Below are 18,747 nucleotides of genomic sequence, written 5' to 3' on the forward strand. Positions count from 1 at the left end.
AATCCATCAACTTTCAAATAACACATCCTATGTCTTTAACTTATTAAAAATAAACAATTTTTTTAAAAAAATTTTTGAACCTTTTCCAAACTCTGCCCGACCTAATTCGATACAGCCTATTACGCTGTGTTGAAATTTGTTTTGGAGAGATATGAATGCGAAACGTTTTTTTTACTACATTTCCTCAACGCCTCTTATGTGGCGCGTCTGTCATTATTCTGTCTCTTACGCAATTTGCCTGGGCCCTTCCTCAAAACGGTAACGTAAAAGATGGGGATATCAATATCCAAACCCCAGCGGCTGCTCAGATGACCGTCAAACAAACAACGGATAAAGGTATTATTCACTGGGATAGCTTTAATATTAATAAAAATGAAACTGTTACCTTCATTCAACCAAACGCAAATTCCTTAACTGTCAACAAAGTTATCGGTAATGATCCAAGCTTAATCTTTGGTTCGCTTAATGCGAATGGCAAAATAATGCTTCTTAATCAAAATGGCATTCTTTTTGGCCCTGATTCAAAAGTTGATGTGGGTGGTTTGGTTGCAAGTACTCTTGATCTCAACGAAGCCTCATTAGGTGATTTATCTAATGTTGAATTCAATCCCGGGTCCAAGAGTGATGCAGCAATTGTGAATGCTGGCAGTATCACGGCAGCGGATGGTGGTTTAGTCGCTTTGGTCGCGCCCGGGGTTGCTAATATGGGAATTATCAAGGCTAATCTGGGCAATGTTAACCTATTATCAGGGAAATCAACTGTATTAGATTTAAATGGTGATGGTCTGATATCTATTGAAATGGCCGACCTTAATCTAACAGATGCCGAAGCATCTCTAAATGACACAAAACTTCCCATGGGGATTTACACTTCCAAAGATTCCTTAATTGATGCTGAAGGAGGTCAGGTATACGTCACTGCTGCCTTTGCCAAACAAGTGATCAATTCAGCAATCAACATCTCTGCACTAACGGAAAACAAACCTGTTATTGACTTAGATGGCACGATAAAAGCTGAAAATAACGGGCGAATTATTATTCATGCAGGTAGCTCAAAAAACGGGTTTGATGAAAGTTTAGATCCATCCTTGAACGGTCTTGAATATGGAGATGAAAAAATCGCTAATGAAGTCAAGATTAGCGGTCATATATCAACCAAGGGCAGTAACGCCGCAACAAATGGCGGAAAAATTGTAGTTTCTGGTCAGCATATTCATCTTGAAAACGGATCAACATTAGATGCAAGAGGAACTGCCGATAGCGGATACATTGCCATCGGAAGTAACGACAATTTTGTCTCCTCGATCAGTGGGTCCGCCCATCCAATTGATGGTACTGTTGGGGTTAATATTACTCAATCTCCTATTGCAACATCGGTTCTGATAGGTGCTGAGGCAGAGCAAATTGTAAATGCAGGTGATGAAGATAATAATATTGCAATCACAGCATATGTAGAAGCCTATGAAGGTAACGTTCCCTTAGTCATGCTATCAGGTCATGACGGCGCTTTCGCTCCGGGACATTACGGTGGATCAAATGGTCCCGAAAATGCTGTTCTTGCAAATGATGAAAAACTGGGGCCCAGTATCATCGGCGGCAAAGGTCGTGATACGTTCACTCATGATATTGCTATGGCCGCTTATGATGATCTAGCAAATGCAGCAGGCATGCCGACAGATGCCAAACCATACCTCTTCAAGTTCAATATTATGCGGTCGCATGTGGATGTGAATAGATCTTATTTAAAGGCCTCTGAAAAAAATCAGGCCATGCATGCTGAGAACTGGACATCATATGAAAATGGAAATTACAACCTTGGTGTAGATGCATACAAAAGCTGGCATATTCTGATTGACCAAGCAACAAAGGATATTACTCAAACTCACGGTGAGGGTTATTTGCTGGATATTCATGGTTTCGCCTCAGATGACGATCCACAAGTTGTAGGTGGCTTAGATAACCCAGATGATGATCATATCGATAACTTTGATTCAGCAAATGCAGTCGAAATTTTACTTGGTTTTGGTGCCTTAGATTATAATGATATTCTCGGCCTCAATTCCAAAGCAAAAGGACTGCTTCCTGGAGATCCAGGTTATTTCGCATCCGGTAAATCTGCATTCCAATATGCGGTTGAATCAACAATCTACAATCAATATGCAAGTCTTAGCACGGGATTAACAGAACAAGAAAAATACGAATTGATCTATGATCTCATCATGGGCGAAAAATCCTTTGTTCATGCCTTAAAATCAACAACAGACACTGTTGATTTTGACAGCGATACTGACGGAATTGATATCTTTTACACGCCCCTACCTAATAATTTACCCAAACCAGATAACAGCGGTTTTGATGCACCAGAAGCAAATATCGAACATTTCTATCAAGGTGGCTTTAACGTGGACGCCCATGGCTCAGGTATTTATGGCGTTTCTCCTGAACCATATGATGGAGGAACTGTGAGTGGTCTACAAATTGAGTTGCCGTCACATTTACGTAAAACCACAGGCGCACCAGAATTATTTGGATCTGCGCTTGCCACAGCGGGAAGTGCTTACCTACAAAATGCCAATGCCTTCCCTACAATAAACGGTACGGTTTCATCTGTTGTTAAAGACAATCAAACAGATGTGCAAACAGCATCTTCCAGCTTTCAAAATAACCTTCTGTCGAATTTACCAACCATAGACAACATTGTAGATGCGCCACCGGCACTCGCACCCGTTGCACCACTAAAAAATGAATCATTATCATCAAGTGATACCAATGAGATGATGACAGAACTTGCGGATCATTCCAGTACGGAAGAAGAGCAAATGGTGCTGGAATCTGAAGAAGCCTCAAACCGGGAAGTTGAATATTCAACCGTCCGAGTACGGGCATCTCTTGCAAAAGTAGCGCAATGTCTAGGAACACAGCAGCAAGTCACAGGCCAAAGCATCAATAATGAAAACTTGCAGGCCCAGTCATCCGACCAAGGATGCAGCGCAAATATAAACGTTCAAAACGCCCAATAATTTTATTTTCTCATTTTTCTACCGTTTGGATTTAAATTCCGAGTGGTAGAATTTGGAGTATTTTATGTATATTCTTAAAAATATTTTACCTCTGAATTTGGTCCTTTCTCTCTTCGTAACAACCTCGACATTTGCACAAACAGTGCAACAAACACCGTCATCTCTGCTAAATGAATTAGACAAACCAGATATCCCTGTTGATACCCCTTTAAAATTAGAATTTAAAAATAAGAATCAAAAACAGCCCTATAACGCAGATGACCAAACAATTTTGAATATTCAAAAAGTTATTATTGATGGAAATAGCGTCTTTACGGACACATATTTGGCGAAGTATTTCCAGACTATCACCAAAGGGCCTTCGACGGTTAAGGAGATCAATCAATTAATATCGGAACTTACTGCAGATTATAGGAATAAAGGGTATTTTCTCGCCTCAATTTCACCTGTTATTTCCAACCAAAATGATACAACAACTCTTTCTCTTAGAATTGTAGAAGGTTTTATAGATGAAATCATTTTGGAACCCATCAAAGAAACTATACTTGGTGGCCCAGATGAGGAACGAATTTTATCTTATGCGCGCCTAATAACTGAGAGTCATCCCTTACATATAGACGATATTGAGCGCGGTTTACTTTTAATCAACGACATGCCTGGCGTTAAAGTAAAATCGGTTATTAAACCATCACCAAACACGATTGGCGCTGCAAACTTACATCTTTTGATCGAACATGAAGAATTTACAGGCGTCCTCACAACAAATAACAGAGGTACTAAAACGCTGGGTCGTAATCGACTTCACGGATTGCTTTCTATCAATTCTCTAACAGGTACTTCTAACGAAACTCAAATTCATGTGTCTACCATTGCGCCAATCAACTCTGAAGGTAAACTCTTACATCTAGGCCTCACCCATAAAGAATTAATTGGTGACGATGGCTTATCATTAACCGTCAATACATCTGGTTTATATTCAGAAGAAGGCGGTAATCTAGAACAATATGAAATCATCGGCACATCACGAAGCACCTCCGTTTCAATAGACTATCCCGTTTTGCGAACCCGAAATGAAAACTTATACGCTTCCGCTCAGCTGAACTACGCCAAACAGGAAACCACTTTATTGGATGAACCTATTCTTGAAGACCGAGTATGGTCTATTGAAGCCTCTGGCAAATATGAATTGGCAGGAGATGGATGTTTATCCCGTTTGACTGTTGGTATTAGCAAAGGGCTTAATATTTTCGACGCATCAAATAAAAATGATCAATATCTTTCCAGAAATAAAGGGCGTCCTGATTTTTTAAAAACAACCGCAAGTTTTTCACATGACCAATTATTATCTCAGCAGGTCGTGGGCAGTTTCAAACTAGCAACGCAGATTTCACCTCACTCTTTACTCTCATCTCAAGAATTCACACTTGGTGGGTCCCAATATGGTAAAGCTTATCAAGGATCAAGCTTATCCGGCGACCAAGGACTCGCCACAGCTGTTGAGTTTAAAAAGAATTATTCTTTTAATACTGATATCACACTTCAGCCTTTTACATATATTGATGGTGGTCGCGTATGGAACCACAATGATCAGGAAGATGGATATCTGGCGTCTACTGGGGTGGGTTTAAGGCTACATTATAATACTGGCGCTTGGTGGGACATTTCACTAAATGCTCCACTTACAAACAAGACACTTAATGATCGGTCCAATGATCTACATGTATTTTTCTCAGGAGGTATTAGTTTCTAAATCAGTTCATACAACCGAACATAAACAGACTTACTGGCGCAAAAATCGCGATGCAAAGGGTAGAAGAAAAGCAAGGGGTGTCTACAGGTCCTGTCTACAATTTAGTAGGACAACATTCAACACACGAGAAAGGATCGTGAATAAATCAAGTTTTCTGCGGAGTGTAAAAATAGGGTAAATGGTGCTCGGAGGCAGATTTGAACTGCCGACACGCGGATTTTCAATCCGCTGCTCTACCAACTGAGCTATCCGAGCATAACCACTTATCAGGTCCAGTGTTTGGTTCGAAGCAATGTTGTGCTCCCCTCTGGACGGCCTTTGATTTACAGAGGTTCACCGGACCTGTAAAGCACCAATTTCATTTTTTATGAACTTTTTTTTAATTCTTTTTCTTTTCCTAGGAAAACTCAGAAAAAAAGAGGAGCTCAATACTCCTCTTCTCCATAAGGATCATTTGCAATACCTGGCTCATCTGTGGGAATTCTATAATTTCCACCAAGCCAACGATTCAGATCGACATCTGCACAACGTTTTGAACAAAAAGGTTTATATTTTTGATCACTTGGCTTACCGCAGATATTACACTTGCCACTCTTTTTGTCATTAGCCGCATTCAATGGAGTTACAGTCGACATAATTTTTACTCCATTCCCACTTGAGGTGGGATTTGATCTTCCCCTACGTAGAGATGTAAAGGGCGACCTAGACGTTTCGTGCATTCTTCCATAGCATCACTTAAAACGCCGCCTTTTAACGCATCAATCACTTCTGGGGATGCATAGGCTGTTGGGCGTCCAGCCCCTTTTAGACGGGTTGCAGCACGCAACACAGCGCATCCTTGTGCAACCGGATTTAAAGTAGAAGATTGAACAGGTTTTGCCTTTAACATTAAGTCGTCAAGCGATACACCTTCACGTTGACGGGTAATTTCCATCAAACCTGCCGAAGTTAGACCTAATACATCCGTATGACGCGTGTCCTTAAGGAATTTGCTGCGTAAAGCCTCAATCAAACGTTTCAAACGGCCTTTATTTTTCATGGAAATAAAATCAATTACAATCAAACCAGAAAGATTACGCAACATGATCTGGCGTGCGGCTTCTTCCGCGGCCGCCTTATTCACCTGAAAGATAGCGTCATCTCCCTTGGCAGTAGCAGAACCCATATTCACATCAATAACAATCAAAGCTTCTGTTTTGTCAAACGCCAAACTACCGCCATTTTTCAAATGAACTTCACGTTCCAAAGCTTCTTCAATCTGTTCTTCCACACCAGTGTCTTCAAAAATCGAAATTTCTGAATCATGATAAAGAAGACCCTGAGACAAATCTGGGTACAGTTTTTTAATTGTTTTTTCCGCTTCCAGATATGCCGAACGATCATCCATGGCGATCCGTGTCTCGCCTTCTAGATCACGTAAAAGCCGTTCAATCATTTTTGGCGCTTTTTCAAGTAGGCGCGGCTTGCGATCTTCACGTACCATTTCGCGCAATACGTCCCATTTCTGACGCAAACGATCTACAGATTCTTCCAAAATTGGCTCACCGACAGCAACTGCGGGACCACGTACACTAAAGCCGTCTGTTTTCTCACCTAGAATTTGTGGTAATACAGCTTCTAAATGGGCACGATCACGCCCTTTACCCACGGCACGAGCCCAGTTCACGCCTTTACGGCCTGGCGTGAAGGCGAAGTAACGATCCATCAGAACAGGGTGGCGGGTCAAGGCAGGCCCTTTACCATCACGGGCATCACGGATCACCTGCACGATCAAGGTTTTACCTTCTTCCAAGCCTTTCGCCCGATTAATCAAACCCGGCTCTTCCGTACCGATATCTACGAATACGGCATCCATACCCTTTTCAACACGTGTTACCTTACCTAAATAGAAATTACCTACCAAACTTTCCTGTCCAGCACGTTCCACTTGTAATTCATACAATACACCATCTTCATCAATACGAGCTGCACGTGTTTCCCCAAGGGAAATTTCGATAAGTGTATCCAGACCTTTTTTACTCATTGGGACTTCAATCCTTTATACCCGATACCTTGTAGCATCTGGGAAGTTTCAAACAGCGGCAAACCTACTACATTAGTATAAGAGCCACTCAAAAATTTAACATATGCTGCAGCCATTCCCTGCACGCCATAACCACCCGCTTTTCCATCCCATTCACCTGAACGGATATAAGCTTCAATTTCATTCTGGGTCAGGCGTTTAAAGCCAACTTGTGATTTTACCACTCGGCTAACCATTTCTCCATCAGGTGAAACAATCGCAACACCGGAATAAACCTGATTACGGCGGCCAGACATCAAACCAAGACAGTCACGCGCAGTTTTCTCATCTTCAGCTTTTGGCAAGATACGATGACCAAGACCAACAACAGTATCTGCAGCAAGGATAAAATGTCCTTTCGCTTCATCGCGATCATGAACAGCTTTTGCTTTGCTTTCAGCTAATCGCAACGCTAATTCACGCGGACTTTCACGATCCTGCGGTGTTTCATCAATATCCGCTGGAAGAATCCCGTCAATTTCCACACCGATCTGAGCCAACAATTCTTTTCTGCGTGGACTGGCAGAAGCTAAAATAAATTTGGACATAAAAAATCCTGTTTTCTAATGGATCATTTCATACACGAATAAGATTAATCATCTTTCGGGAAACGTTGCTTAATCTTGCGGATCAGTTGATCGCGCACTTGACGGTATGCGTCAAGCTTTTGCTCTCGTCCCCCTTCCACAACCATAGACGGATCAAAGGTATTCCAGAACTCAACATCACAAGCCATCGTGCGTGTCATTTCAACCGCATGGTGTTGCGCCTCTGGGGACAGTGCAATAATCAAATCAAAATATCCATCTTCCAATTCATCAAAATCTTTTGGTTCATGGTTCATTATATCTATGCCGATTTCATTCAGCACTGCCACAGCAAAACCATCGACCTCACCATTTGGACGTACTCCAACCGAATCCACATAAACACGCGTGCCAATATGATGACGCAATAATGCTTCTGCCATGGGCGAGCGGATCGCATTCATGGTACAGCAGAACAAGACTGCGTCTGGCATTTCGTTTTCGAAGAAAGGTCCATCCATCAGATAATCAAATCACCCAGTTCACATGCATTTTATCAGGCCCGAATATGCAATACGCAAATCAAGGTGAAGAGACGGCGTGCTGTCTGCAAATCCATCTCCAACTTTCCATCAAGACGTTCACGTAATAAATCTGACCCCTCATTATGTAGGCCACGACGTGCCATATCGATGGTTTCAATCTGTGACGGTGACAATCGCTTGATCGCGTCATAATAGCTTTCACAAATTTGGAAATAATCTTTGATCAATCTACGAAACGGCGACAAAGGCAAGTTTATCCAAGTCAGTTCTTCCACCTCTTCGGTACCTAATGTAAAGACAAGGCGTGAACCATCTTCAATACTGAGATCCAGTTTAAACGGACCTGAATCAGCAAATTCCCCCACTGGACGAAATCGGTTCATATCTAACAAATCATAGATCGCTACTGACCGTTCATGCTCCACTTCCGGACTGCGGCGTATGACGGTCTTCTCATCAAGATTAATCTTAATGATTTTGTGTTTTTCTGTGTCCCAATCGGACATGACATGTCTCCCCTTTTCGAGCTGTCTATGTCATTATTCTAGTCATTAGAACAATCTTACACAGCCCGAATAGGAAAGAGCAATCCAGAGATTTAAAAATCTCACTTTTTCATAGATGAACTTAATCGACGACTGGCAAATTCAAACGAATAGCCACAGAACGCGCATGGGCCCCTAAGCCTTCTGATTGAGCCAAAGACACTGCCGCCGGACCAATTTTTGCCAGACTATCAGAATCACATTGTAAAAATGTACTGCGTTTCATGAAATCCAACACACCTAGCCCGCTCGAAAAACGTGCAGACCGCGCTGTTGGCAATACGTGATTTGGACCTGCCACATAATCACCTACAGCTTCTGGCGTATAGCGTCCCATAAAGATGGATCCAGCATTGGTAATCTTATCGGTAAGTTCTTGCGGGTCTTCCACAGAAAGTTCCAGATGTTCCGGTGCAACACGATCCACAAGTGGGACGGCTTGATCCATATTTTCAACAACGATCACCGCACCATGATTATCCCAGCTTTCGCGTGCGATCTCTGAACGCGGTAAAGTTTTCAATGCAGCATCAACCGCTTCGATCACTTGATCCGCATAAGCCGCATCATCAGTAATCAAGATAGATTGCGCAGATGTGTCATGCTCAGCCTGACTGAGTAAATCCATTGCAACCCAAGCTGGATCATTTTGATTATCTGCAACAACCAAAATTTCAGACGGCCCTGCAATCATATCAATCCCGACTTGCCCAAATACGCGACGCTTTGCAGCGGCAACAAAGGCATTACCAGGGCCTGTGATCTTATCGACAGGCTTGATGGTCTCAGTACCGTAAGCCAAAGCGGCAACGGCTTGTGCACCACCAATGGAGTAAACTTCATCTACGCCCGCAAAGTAAGCCGCGGCAAATACCAATGGGTTTTTAGTACCATCAGGTGTAGGCACCACCATCACTAAACGCTTAACTCCTGCAACCTTTGCAGGGATGGCATTCATCAATACAGAAGACGGATAACTTGCGGTACCACCCGGCACATAGATACCAGCCGCTTGTACGGCCGTCCATTTTGCCCCAAGGCGCACGCCTGCATCATCCTTATAATCCAGACCTTCTGGAAGTGTTTTCGCATGGAATGAACGAATACGTTCAGCTGCCAGTTTCAATGCCTCAACCGTTTCAGGATCACATTCATCGATCGATGCTTTTAACTGCTCCTTGGAAATCACCATGGTTTCAGCAGTTAAATTCAACTGATCGAACTTATTCGTATATTCCAGAACAGCTTCGTCGCCACGTTTACGAACATCTGCGATGATGTCGGCAACTATAGCGTCAACATCTTCATCCATTTCACGCTTACTATTCAGTAAGTCCTGAAACTGTGCTTCGAAATCAACATCAGTAATATTTAATTTACGCAGCATCTTTTGCCCCTCTGAAGGCTTCAATCCAGCGACCAACCTCTTCCGGGCGTGTTTTCAACGCGGCACGGTTTACAATCAAACGGCTGGTTACCTCAGCAATTGTTTCAATTTCAACCAAACCATTTTCTTTCAAGGTTTGACCGGAAGAAACCAAATCCACAATACGACGACATAATCCCATATTAGGTGCCAATTCCATTGCACCGTTTAATTTGATACATTCTGCTTGCACACCACGGTCTGCAAAATACTTGCGGGTTACATCCGGATATTTGGTTGCAACGCGAATATGGCTCCAACGTTCCGGGTCGTCTTCTTCGGATAAATCTTTTGGTTCCGCAACTGACACACGACAATGGCCGATATCCAAATCAACAGGCGCATAGATTTCTGGGTAATCAAATTCCATCAATACATCATTGCCTGCCACACCTAATTGTGCAGCACCGAAAGCAACAAATGTTGCCACATCAAAACTTCTGACACGGATCAAGCTTAGATGGGGAATGTTAGTCGCAAAGCTTAGCTGACGTGCGGATGGATCATCGAATGCTGGTTCCGGCACGATACCGGCAGCTTCCATCAACGGACGCAATTCCTTTAAAATTCGGCCTTTCGGCACGGCTAATACCAATGGATCAGATTCACTCACCTGAGTATCTCCTAGATTGCAGCTTCTCTAAACTGCGCGACTAAATACAAACATTGCTGCATCGCAAGATGCGAACGGCTCTTTATCTGGCATAGAAGGACTTAGTTTTCCAGTAGTTTCCATAAAAAATATCTGAAAAACTTACTTTTTCCTAAGCGGCGTCTTCTTGGACCTCTTCGTCTTCCAAATATGTAAAGGTATCTGTCAAACGGGATAACAGATAAGGTCCCGCAAGAACCGGTTCATATTTTGGTGGATTTTCATCGCTATAACAGGTTTCCAGACATTTAATTTCCGCATCCCAATTAGGTTCAAAGAAAAACGGGATCGAATATCGTTCTTCGCCGGATACATTAATCACCCGATGATGAGTTGCCTTAAATAGTCCATTTGTCCAACGGGCCATTTGATCGCCGATATTTATCACTAAACCGCCTTCAATCACAGGTACGGAAATCCAGTCACCATTCGCATTTCTAACCTGCAAACCACTCACATCTTTTTGTGCAAGAATTGTAAACGCCCCATAATCTGTATGATCCCCACAGCCAATTGTTTCTTCTTCTACATACCCTTTTTGCGGTGGGTAATGCAGCATCCGTAACAAGGCCAAGGGATCATTAAACTTATCATCGAAATATGTTTCTTCTAATCCCAGCGCGATTGCAAACGCATGCAACAAGTGACTGCTCAGTTTATACATTTCTTCCTGATACGATTCAGAAACACGTTTAAAATCAGGATCATTGATAGGCCAGGGATTTGGGCCATAAAGACTATGCCCCTCAGCCACCTTCGGATGGTTTGCATCCAGATCACGACCAAGATCAAAACCTTCCTTTAAATCAGCTGTTTTATCTGGGTCCGTATTTTCATCGAACAAAGCAAAATAGCCTCTATGATTGGCTGACTTACTCACATGATCTTCCATCTTCACATCATGTGGTTTATCAAAATGTCGCTTGGCGAGATCAAAAATATGTCGATAAGCATCTTCATCTACCCCATGATTGATGAGATATAAAAAACCAACATCACGACAGGCGCGGCCGAGCTTATTCGCAACGCCTTGCTTATCCTTACCAGAAATAAAATCCGCCATATCAATGACGGGTAATTCTTCAAACGCAACTAAAGGCGCATCCAGCCCCTTTTCCAAGGTAACATTAGACATCTAACTGCTTCATCCGTATAAAAGAGAGATTAAGAAATTGTCCTGATCCTGCTTTTCATAGGCTTTCCCCTTGCGAAATACAAGGAAAAGCCCTATATCGCGCCCTAGAAATGAGATAGGACAAAGGTTATGAGCACTGAATCTACAAATTTAAATTCTTTAGGACTCCCGAAAGAGCCGAAAGATACCCGCGTGGTTGTGGCCATGTCGGGCGGTGTGGATTCGTCTGTAACTGCGGCTATGCTGCATGAAGAAGGCTATGATGTTGTTGGTATCACCTTACAACTTTATGATCATGGCGAAATCATTGCCCGTACAGGTGCATGTTGTGCCGGACAGGATATTTATGATGCCCGCACAGTGGCAGACACGTTTGGTTTCCCGCATTATGTGCTGGATTATGAAAGCAAGTTTAAAGAAAGCGTGATCGAAGATTTCGCAGATTCCTATGCGCGCGGTGAGACCCCTATTCCATGTGTACGTTGCAATCAGACTGTAAAGTTCAAAGATCTACTGGATACAGCAAAAGATCTTGGTGCTGATGTTTTGGCGACAGGTCATTATGTGCAACGCAATGGTGATGAAACTGATGCGCAAATGTTAAAAGGCGCTGATCCTAAAAAAGATCAAAGCTACTTCCTTTTTGCGACCACACAGGAACAACTGGACTTCTTGCGCTTTCCATTAGGACATATGGATAAAACAGAAACCCGCGCCTTGGCAGATAAATTTAATCTAACAGTTGCTGACAAACCAGACAGTCAGGATATCTGTTTTGTGCCAGACGGTAATTATGCATCCATCGTTGAGAAATTCCGCCCGGAAGCGGTGGAAGCTGGCGATATCGTTCATATTGATGGCGAAGTGCTTGGCACACATAAGGGCATCATCCACTATACCGTTGGTCAACGCCGTGGCCTTGGCATTGGTGGACGTGGTGCCAATAGCGGTACAGACCCACTTTATGTGGTCAAAATTGATCCTGAAAACCGTCAAGTTATCGTGGGACCAAAATCCGCATTGGCAACGCCGCGCATTCGTTTAAGCGATGTAAACTGGCTTGGGGATACAAAACTAAGCCAAGGGCCTGTTGAAATTGGTGTGAAGGTACGTTCCACCATGCAACCTGTCGCAGCAACAGTTGAGGCAACTGAACTTGGTGATGTCGAAGTTACCTTTGCAGAGCCAATGAATGGCGTATCGCCGGGTCAAGCATGCGTCTTCTATCAAGGGGATCGCGTTTTGGGTGGTGGCTGGATTCAACGCCGCATCAGTTAAACAGAATCAAATCTGTTAAATCTGACCAGATTTAACATTAAGGATTGGATCATTTCACGCTGATTTCCATTAGCACGGAATGATCCATGGCCTTTGACTTAAGAATTTCCAAGCCGATTTATAAAAAGATAATTTTTCTGCAAAAAAATTGAAATGTCCGCTTGACAGTAAGGCCCGAAACTCATATTTATCCGCCCGCAAGATGATAAAACATCAAGCCTCTGGTGAATAACCAGTAACCCATATATACGTCAGTTATATATACAGTGGCGGATTAGCTCAGGGGTTAGAGCAGAGGAATCATAATCCTTGTGTCCGGGGTTCAAATCCCTGATCCGCCACCATCTTTCTAAAGTCAAAAATGTCAGCACGGTTATTTAACCGTGTTTTTTTATTTAGAGATAATTAATCATACCTGATTATAGGCCCTGCCTGATCACCCAATCTTTATACCATCCTCCCAACTCTTCAGGACGCATCGGTTTGGCAATCCAGTATCCTTGGCCTTCTTCGCATCCAAGTGCGCGTAAATGATTCCAGATATTTTCATTTTCGATCCCTTCCGCAACCACATACATATTGAGCTTGTGCGCTAACATAGAGGAAATTTCTGTGATCACCTGACATTCCTGCTCGGTTTCAATATCACGGATAAAGGTTTGATCAATTTTCAACTCATTAAAGGACACCCGGATCAATTGCTGTAAGGAGGAATAACCCGTTCCAAAATCATCAATAGAAAGGCCAAATCCTTTCATGCGTAATCGTGTTAACACGTCGATATAACGTGACACATCAACCATAAGGGCTGTCTCTGTCACTTCAATCATGATCTTGTCAACATCAGCCCCGGCAAATTGTGCCAAAGTTGCCAATTTCTCAGGTAAGTCCAAGTCCTGAAAATTCTTTGGCGACATATTAATAGACAGGCGCAAGTCATATCCTTGCTTGCGCCATTCCCCTGCTTGCATCAAAGCTTCATGCGCGACAAACCAGGTAATTTCCTGAATAAGGTTATACTCTTCAGCCATGGGAATAAAGACATCTGGTGAAATAGATCCTTTCACTGGATGGTTCCATCGGATCAATGCTTCTACGCCTGAAAAAGTATAGTCTTTCAAACTAACTTGTGGTTGGTAAACCAAATGGAATTGCTTCTTCTCTATAGCCTCACGTAGCTCATCAATTGTCGGTGCTTCATGTTTCGGTGAAACTAACGAATCCGCAGCGGGCGGGGAATATCCTTCAAGAATCTCTTCCAAATCAGCGGCCCGAAAAGGTTTTTGAATAGAGCCTAACACATTGATTTCTAAACTTTTTGCCAATTCCTGCGCAGCTTTTAACACAGATTTATCTTTACCACTCATAAAGATAACCGATGCATTACTTCTGCTTTCTGCCAAGAAGCGCAATAACTCAATACCATCGATACCGGGCATAAATAGATCAAAAACAAATACGCCAATATCTATAGAATAATGTTCTGCAAAGTCATGAGGATCGCTCAGGAATGTCGCATCAAACCCCACGCCATCCGCAACATCTGCGACGAATTCGGCGAGATCTTCTTCATCATCTACAACAACAAGCTTAGTAGTTGTCTTTAACATTTCTGATCACTTTTCCATTTTCTTTTTATCAATCAGCATTCGTATACGATGCACCATATCTTCTGTGCGATAGGGTTTGGTAATTAGATAAGGGCTCCACTTCTTACCAATTTCGGTGTCCTTCATATCTTTTGTAAAACCCGATGCCAAGAGTACTGAAATATTAGTATTAACTGATTTCGCATACTCAGCCAGCTCAAAACCTGAGGTTTTCCCAGGCATCACAACATCTGTGAAGATAACTTGTATATCGGGATTTATATTTAAATATGCAATAGCCTCATCACCTGTTGAGGCCGTTAGAACGTTATAACCATGCCCTTCCAAAACATCCTTTGCCACCTCGACCAATTCGTCTTCATCATCCACAACCAAAATGGTTTCGTTGCCATCAGTGGCATTATAAGTCGAGTTTTCCTCCTCCACCTTCTCACTGATATCTTTTGAAGAACGTGGTAGATAAATTTTAAAGGCTGTCCCCATTCCCAATTCTGAATATACCGAAATGTAGCCATTGGACCTTTGAACAAATCCATAAACCATTGAAAGGCCAAGACCAGTCCCTTTGCCTTGCTCTTTGGTTGTAAAGAATGGCTCAAAAACCTTCTCTCGTAATTGGGATGGCATCCCTTGCCCGTTATCAGAAACAACGATCTCCACATATTCACCGGGCTCAATACGGCTTTTATGACTTAGATATGTTTTATCAAAGGTAATATTACGCGTGGAAACTATGATCTCCCCACCTTCTGGCATCGCATCGCGCGCATTCACAGATAGATTGATAATTGCATCTTCGAAATCACTAGTGTCCACATCCACATGCCATAAAGCAGGCGCAAGTTTGGTTTCCATCTTAACTTTTGAGGTTAAGGAACGACTAACCAGCTCGTTAAGATCAACGATAAGCTGGTTCAGTTCAACCGTCTTAACTTCATGTGCGGCTCGACGGGAAAAACCTAATAAGCGACGCGTGAGGCTAGCCCCTCTTAACGCAGCTTTTTGCGCTTTATCTAACAAACGACGAGCTTTTGTCCCTTCTTCCAAATGACGCATCATCAAATCATGATTTCCGACAATAATTCCCAGTAAATTATTGAAATCATGGGCAATACCGCCTGTTAACTCCCCAACAGCCTCCATTTTTTGGCTATGACGTAAAGCTTCTTCCGTACGTTTTGATTCTGTAATATCCGTTCGAACCGAAATATAGCCAGTAATCATTGTACTATTTGACCCGCGATATAGGGGCATCACAGTTGAAGAAACCCAATATAGAGATCCATCTTTCGCTTTATTACAGACTTCTCCCTGCCAAACCTTTCCTGAAGTAATTGTTTCCCAGAATACTTTAAAAAACTCGTCGGAATGGTGATCAGATTTTAAGATGCGATGATTTTGACCAATTAGTTCTTCACGATCATATTTTGAAATCTCACAAAACTTGTCATTCACATATGTAATACGACCTGCTTGATCCGTTTCCGCCACGATCGCATGTTCATCTAAAATTCTTTGATGTTCCTTTAAGCGATCCATTGTCGATAGCAATTCTTTATCTTGCGCTAACAACTGTTCCGACATAAGACGCCTTGCTTGCATGTCACGCAAAATCACCCCGACCAATGCCAACACCGGACTAAACAGGAAAAACATAGGTAGGCCGATTTGTACAAATACTTTCATCCATATTTGCAATGGCAAACTAAATAAAAGCAGGAAAATCATACCATGGATTGCTGCCCCCAATATCAGTAGATTTTGTCCAGATAACTTAATTCTTCCACTATGGCTTAAATGTTGAAACGCCCAAGCAAAACCAAAACTAATCCAAATAGCTAACGTACCAAACAAAGCGCCGTCGCCACCCAGTGCAAGACGATAAATAGAGGTAAAGAACGCCACAATCGCGCCGGACAAAGGTCCTCCGAATAGGGTAGTAATTGCGATAACCACAGAGCGCGCATCAAGAAGGTAACCGGGCGACATCAAAATCGGCGTGCTCATGCACAAGATCGCGATCGTCCCCAATCCAATGCCGAAACAGAGATTTCGATATACTTCTAGCTTTCCGATAAATTTCTTATCGATAAACCCAAAAAATATCACGAGGACAAAAAGAAAAGAACTCTGTTGTGTCAGCTCCAGCAAAATGCGCGTGACATCATCAGTATCAGCCAAGACTGCGAATACGGATTCCACCGTTTTCTCCTAAAAAAGATCAGACGTCACCATCCCTTACATCGATCTTTTCGGTTCGGTATTTTTGAAATAGGAGCGCCAGCTTTATCTGGCGCTTTTTATATATTTTATACGACTTTCTTAACTTCAACTAAGAAGTCATCTACAATATTAGAAAGACTTTGCGATTGATCTTTCAAATCAGAAGACGATTGGCTCACTTCACCCGCGGCCTGCCCTGTTTCTTGAGCAGCCTTAGTCACCATAGAAATATTCGTTGTCACTTCCGCCGTACCCGCCGAGGCTTCTTCGATATTTCTGGTAATTTCATTTGTCGCTGCTGATTGCTGTTCAACAGCGGCTGAAATTGATGAGTTCGCAGAATTAATCAAACTTACTTTTTCGGAAATATTATGTATCCCATCAACAGTGATATCGGTAGCTTCCTGAATGTTTTTCACGTAGTTTCCAATATCCGCAGTCGCCTGCCCTGTTTGATTAGCGAGGTTTTTCACCTCATTCGCAACCACCGCAAATCCCTTACCAGCTTCTCCTGCACGCGCAGCCTCAATAGTTGCATTCAACGCCAACAGGTTTGTTTGGTCTGCGATATCATTAATAATGCTCACTGCATTTACAATTTGATCTGCCGCTTGTTTCAGATCATCCACCTGGTTAGCGACTTTTGATGAAACCTCAGCAGCTTCATTCGCCACATTCGACGCATTCATAACCTGACCGGAAATTTCGTTGATCGCGCTTGTTAATTCGTCAGAAGCCGCAGCCACCGTTTGAACATTTACCGCAGCTTCTTCTGCAGCGGCGGCCACTGCAGTTGCCTGCTGACTTGTCGAATTAGCAATATTCTGCATAGAAGATGCTGAATTATCCAGTTCTGATGAAGCAGACGAAACAGTCGAAACAACGCCACCGACATTATTTTCAAAATGTTCTAGCGCAACTTCAAAACTATCAACACGTGATTTCATACTATCCAACGCATTATTTACGGTACGGCTCGCATTCAAAAAAGCACCATCCATACTTGTTTCAACAATCTTCCGGTAATATTGAGAATTGCTGACATGCTCCATAGCGGCTGCACTTTCACGCAGATAGGCATCTGAACGGTCAATGAGATCATTAATTCGATGCAAAAGAATTCCCATATCTCCTTTCGCATCAATATTTGTCAAACGCGCCTCAAAATCACCATTAATTGCACGCTCTAACACCGCAATTGCGCGTTTTATATCCCGATTATTTCCAAACATCATTTATCTCCCCAATGAAAGCATCAACTCGTTGAAGCCCATTCCCGTTTGATCCAATAAATCCAATACCGCTTGCACTGCATTTTCCATCCCTTCCTTGGGGCTGGAGGCTGCTTTCTCAACAGCTAACAGATCTTTATATAATGGAATGATTTTTTCTTCGATCAATGATCTGTTTGGTTTGCGACGACTACTGTGATACCCGACCAACTTACCTGAAGTATCAAAACTTGGAGTTATATGTGCAAATACCCAATAATGATCGCCATTTTTTGAACGATTATTTACATAGGCAAACACTTCTTCTCCTGCAGCCAAAGTATCCCAAACTAACTTAAAAGCTGCACGTGGCATTTCGGGATGCCTAATAATATTATGCTGCTTGCCTAGAGATTCTTTCTCGGAAAAACCAGCCATCTTGTAAAAGGTATCGTTACCATATGTAATTTTACCGGCTAGGTCCGTCTTTGTAACTATGATTTCATTTTCATCAAAGGTGCGTTCCACACCTGTAAGATGAGGATTGCCGTATAACACGTAATTGCCCCCACTAAATCTTTAAAACAAATTCGATGGATTAATAACTATCGAAATTATTTATCGCTTTCGAGATATTAGATCAGAACTACAAAAAGAACAGCCTAAAATAAAAAAAATATTTTATATCAGCAGTTTATCATAAACAAAGAAAAGCCCCGAAACATCCCAATCTTTCGTGAAAGATAACATAATGTTTCGAGGC

The 18,747-nt window shown here is 42.5% G+C and carries 15 protein-coding genes and 2 tRNA genes; 4 read left to right on the forward strand and 13 right to left on the reverse strand.

The features are described from left to right. The first annotated feature begins 155 nt into the window (after positions 1–155). Complete coding sequence (locus ACOQOA_RS04870) at positions 156–3,020, forward strand: filamentous hemagglutinin N-terminal domain-containing protein (RefSeq protein WP_420547526.1); 2,865 nt, start codon at positions 156–158, stop codon at positions 3,018–3,020. Between the two features lie 64 nt (positions 3,021–3,084). Further along, positions 3,085–4,770, forward strand: a complete 1,686-nt coding sequence (locus ACOQOA_RS04875; protein WP_420547527.1) for a ShlB/FhaC/HecB family hemolysin secretion/activation protein — start codon at positions 3,085–3,087, stop codon at positions 4,768–4,770. A 179-nt stretch (positions 4,771–4,949) separates the two neighbouring features. Here the strand turns inward: ACOQOA_RS04875 and ACOQOA_RS04880 are convergent. The 9 genes from ACOQOA_RS04880 to ACOQOA_RS04920 all read right to left on the reverse strand — a co-directional run bounded on the left by ACOQOA_RS04880 (position 4,950) and on the right by ACOQOA_RS04920 (position 11,662). Then, positions 4,950–5,025 (reverse strand) — tRNA-Phe (locus tag ACOQOA_RS04880). Between the two features lie 170 nt (positions 5,026–5,195). After that, a complete protein-coding gene (locus ACOQOA_RS04885) occupies positions 5,196–5,405 on the reverse strand; it encodes a DNA gyrase inhibitor YacG (protein ID WP_420547528.1) in 210 nt (69 codons plus the stop codon). Between the two features lie 5 nt (positions 5,406–5,410). Further along, positions 5,411–6,793, reverse strand: coding sequence for a ribonuclease E/G (locus tag ACOQOA_RS04890; protein ID WP_420547529.1), 1,383 nt, complete (start codon positions 6,791–6,793; stop codon positions 5,411–5,413). Further along, positions 6,790–7,380, reverse strand: coding sequence for a Maf family protein (locus ACOQOA_RS04895; RefSeq protein WP_420547530.1), 591 nt, complete (start codon positions 7,378–7,380; stop codon positions 6,790–6,792). Before ACOQOA_RS04895 ends, ACOQOA_RS04890 begins: the two co-directional genes overlap by 4 nt. Before the next feature lie 44 nt (positions 7,381–7,424). Further along, positions 7,425–7,880 (reverse strand): low molecular weight phosphatase family protein, encoded by a 456-nt coding sequence (locus tag ACOQOA_RS04900; RefSeq protein WP_155155465.1) that lies wholly within the window; start codon positions 7,878–7,880, stop codon positions 7,425–7,427. A 35-nt stretch (positions 7,881–7,915) separates the two neighbouring features. After that, a complete protein-coding gene (locus ACOQOA_RS04905) occupies positions 7,916–8,410 on the reverse strand; it encodes a UPF0262 family protein (RefSeq protein WP_420547531.1) in 495 nt (164 codons plus the stop codon). A 121-nt stretch (positions 8,411–8,531) separates the two neighbouring features. Then, positions 8,532–9,836 (reverse strand): histidinol dehydrogenase, encoded by a 1,305-nt coding sequence (gene hisD / locus ACOQOA_RS04910; RefSeq protein ID WP_420547532.1) that lies wholly within the window; start codon positions 9,834–9,836, stop codon positions 8,532–8,534. Then, entirely contained in the window at positions 9,826–10,488 is a 663-nt protein-coding gene (gene hisG / locus ACOQOA_RS04915; RefSeq protein WP_328597152.1) for an ATP phosphoribosyltransferase, read from the reverse strand. The genes hisD and hisG overlap by 11 nt, the downstream gene beginning before the upstream one ends. Positions 10,489–10,639: 151 nt before the next feature. Continuing rightward, complete coding sequence (locus ACOQOA_RS04920; RefSeq protein WP_420547533.1) at positions 10,640–11,662, reverse strand: isopenicillin N synthase family dioxygenase; 1,023 nt, start codon at positions 11,660–11,662, stop codon at positions 10,640–10,642. Positions 11,663–11,791: 129 nt separating this feature from the next. Between ACOQOA_RS04920 and mnmA the strand changes: the two genes are divergently transcribed. Together mnmA and ACOQOA_RS04930 are read left to right on the forward strand one after the other, a co-directional pair. Continuing rightward, the gene (gene mnmA, locus ACOQOA_RS04925; RefSeq protein WP_420547534.1) at positions 11,792–12,940 is read left to right on the forward strand and encodes a tRNA 2-thiouridine(34) synthase MnmA; all 1,149 of its coding nucleotides are present in this window, start codon (positions 11,792–11,794) and stop codon (positions 12,938–12,940) included. 268 nt (positions 12,941–13,208) lie between these two features. Continuing rightward, positions 13,209–13,284, forward strand: a tRNA-Met gene (locus ACOQOA_RS04930). A gap of 75 nt (positions 13,285–13,359) precedes the next feature. Here the strand turns inward: ACOQOA_RS04930 and ACOQOA_RS04935 are convergent. The 4 genes from ACOQOA_RS04935 to ACOQOA_RS04950 all read right to left on the reverse strand — a co-directional run bounded on the left by ACOQOA_RS04935 (position 13,360) and on the right by ACOQOA_RS04950 (position 18,542). Continuing rightward, entirely contained in the window at positions 13,360–14,550 is a 1,191-nt protein-coding gene (locus tag ACOQOA_RS04935) for an EAL domain-containing protein (protein ID WP_420547535.1), read from the reverse strand. A gap of 6 nt (positions 14,551–14,556) precedes the next feature. After that, positions 14,557–16,752: a PAS domain S-box protein gene (locus ACOQOA_RS04940; RefSeq protein ID WP_420547536.1), complete on the reverse strand. Its 2,196-nt coding sequence runs from the start codon at positions 16,750–16,752 to the stop codon at positions 14,557–14,559. 107 nt (positions 16,753–16,859) lie between these two features. After that, on the reverse strand, positions 16,860–18,008 hold the full coding sequence (locus ACOQOA_RS04945; protein WP_420547537.1) for a methyl-accepting chemotaxis protein: 1,149 nt from the start codon (positions 18,006–18,008) through the stop codon (positions 16,860–16,862). After that, complete coding sequence (locus ACOQOA_RS04950; RefSeq protein ID WP_420547538.1) at positions 18,009–18,542, reverse strand: PAS domain-containing protein; 534 nt, start codon at positions 18,540–18,542, stop codon at positions 18,009–18,011. Positions 18,543–18,747 lie beyond the last annotated feature (205 nt).

The sequence above is a fragment of the Curvivirga sp. genome (assembly GCF_965219885.1).
Lineage (GTDB): Bacteria > Pseudomonadota > Alphaproteobacteria > UBA8366 > Aestuariispiraceae > Curvivirga.

What these genes read in the sequence shown, in the direction of transcription:
- ACOQOA_RS04905 (WP_420547531.1), bottom strand. Translation starts at nt 8,410, where the DNA reads ATGTCCGATTGGGACACAGAAAAACACAAAATCATTAAGATTAATCTT.
- ACOQOA_RS04890 (WP_420547529.1), bottom strand. Translation starts at nt 6,793, where the DNA reads ATGAGTAAAAAAGGTCTGGATACACTTATCGAAATTTCCCTTGGGGAA.
- ACOQOA_RS04900 (WP_155155465.1), bottom strand. Translation starts at nt 7,880, where the DNA reads ATGGATGGACCTTTCTTCGAAAACGAAATGCCAGACGCAGTCTTGTTC.
- ACOQOA_RS04945 (WP_420547537.1), bottom strand. Translation starts at nt 18,008, where the DNA reads ATGATGTTTGGAAATAATCGGGATATAAAACGCGCAATTGCGGTGTTA.
- ACOQOA_RS04870 (WP_420547526.1), top strand. Translation starts at nt 156, where the DNA reads ATGCGAAACGTTTTTTTTACTACATTTCCTCAACGCCTCTTATGTGGC.
- ACOQOA_RS04935 (WP_420547535.1), bottom strand. Translation starts at nt 14,550, where the DNA reads ATGTTAAAGACAACTACTAAGCTTGTTGTTGTAGATGATGAAGAAGAT.
- ACOQOA_RS04920 (WP_420547533.1), bottom strand. Translation starts at nt 11,662, where the DNA reads ATGTCTAATGTTACCTTGGAAAAGGGGCTGGATGCGCCTTTAGTTGCG.
- mnmA (WP_420547534.1), top strand. Translation starts at nt 11,792, where the DNA reads ATGAGCACTGAATCTACAAATTTAAATTCTTTAGGACTCCCGAAAGAG.
- ACOQOA_RS04875 (WP_420547527.1), top strand. Translation starts at nt 3,085, where the DNA reads ATGTATATTCTTAAAAATATTTTACCTCTGAATTTGGTCCTTTCTCTC.
- hisD (WP_420547532.1), bottom strand. Translation starts at nt 9,836, where the DNA reads ATGCTGCGTAAATTAAATATTACTGATGTTGATTTCGAAGCACAGTTT.
- ACOQOA_RS04885 (WP_420547528.1), bottom strand. Translation starts at nt 5,405, where the DNA reads ATGTCGACTGTAACTCCATTGAATGCGGCTAATGACAAAAAGAGTGGC.
- ACOQOA_RS04895 (WP_420547530.1), bottom strand. Translation starts at nt 7,380, where the DNA reads ATGTCCAAATTTATTTTAGCTTCTGCCAGTCCACGCAGAAAAGAATTG.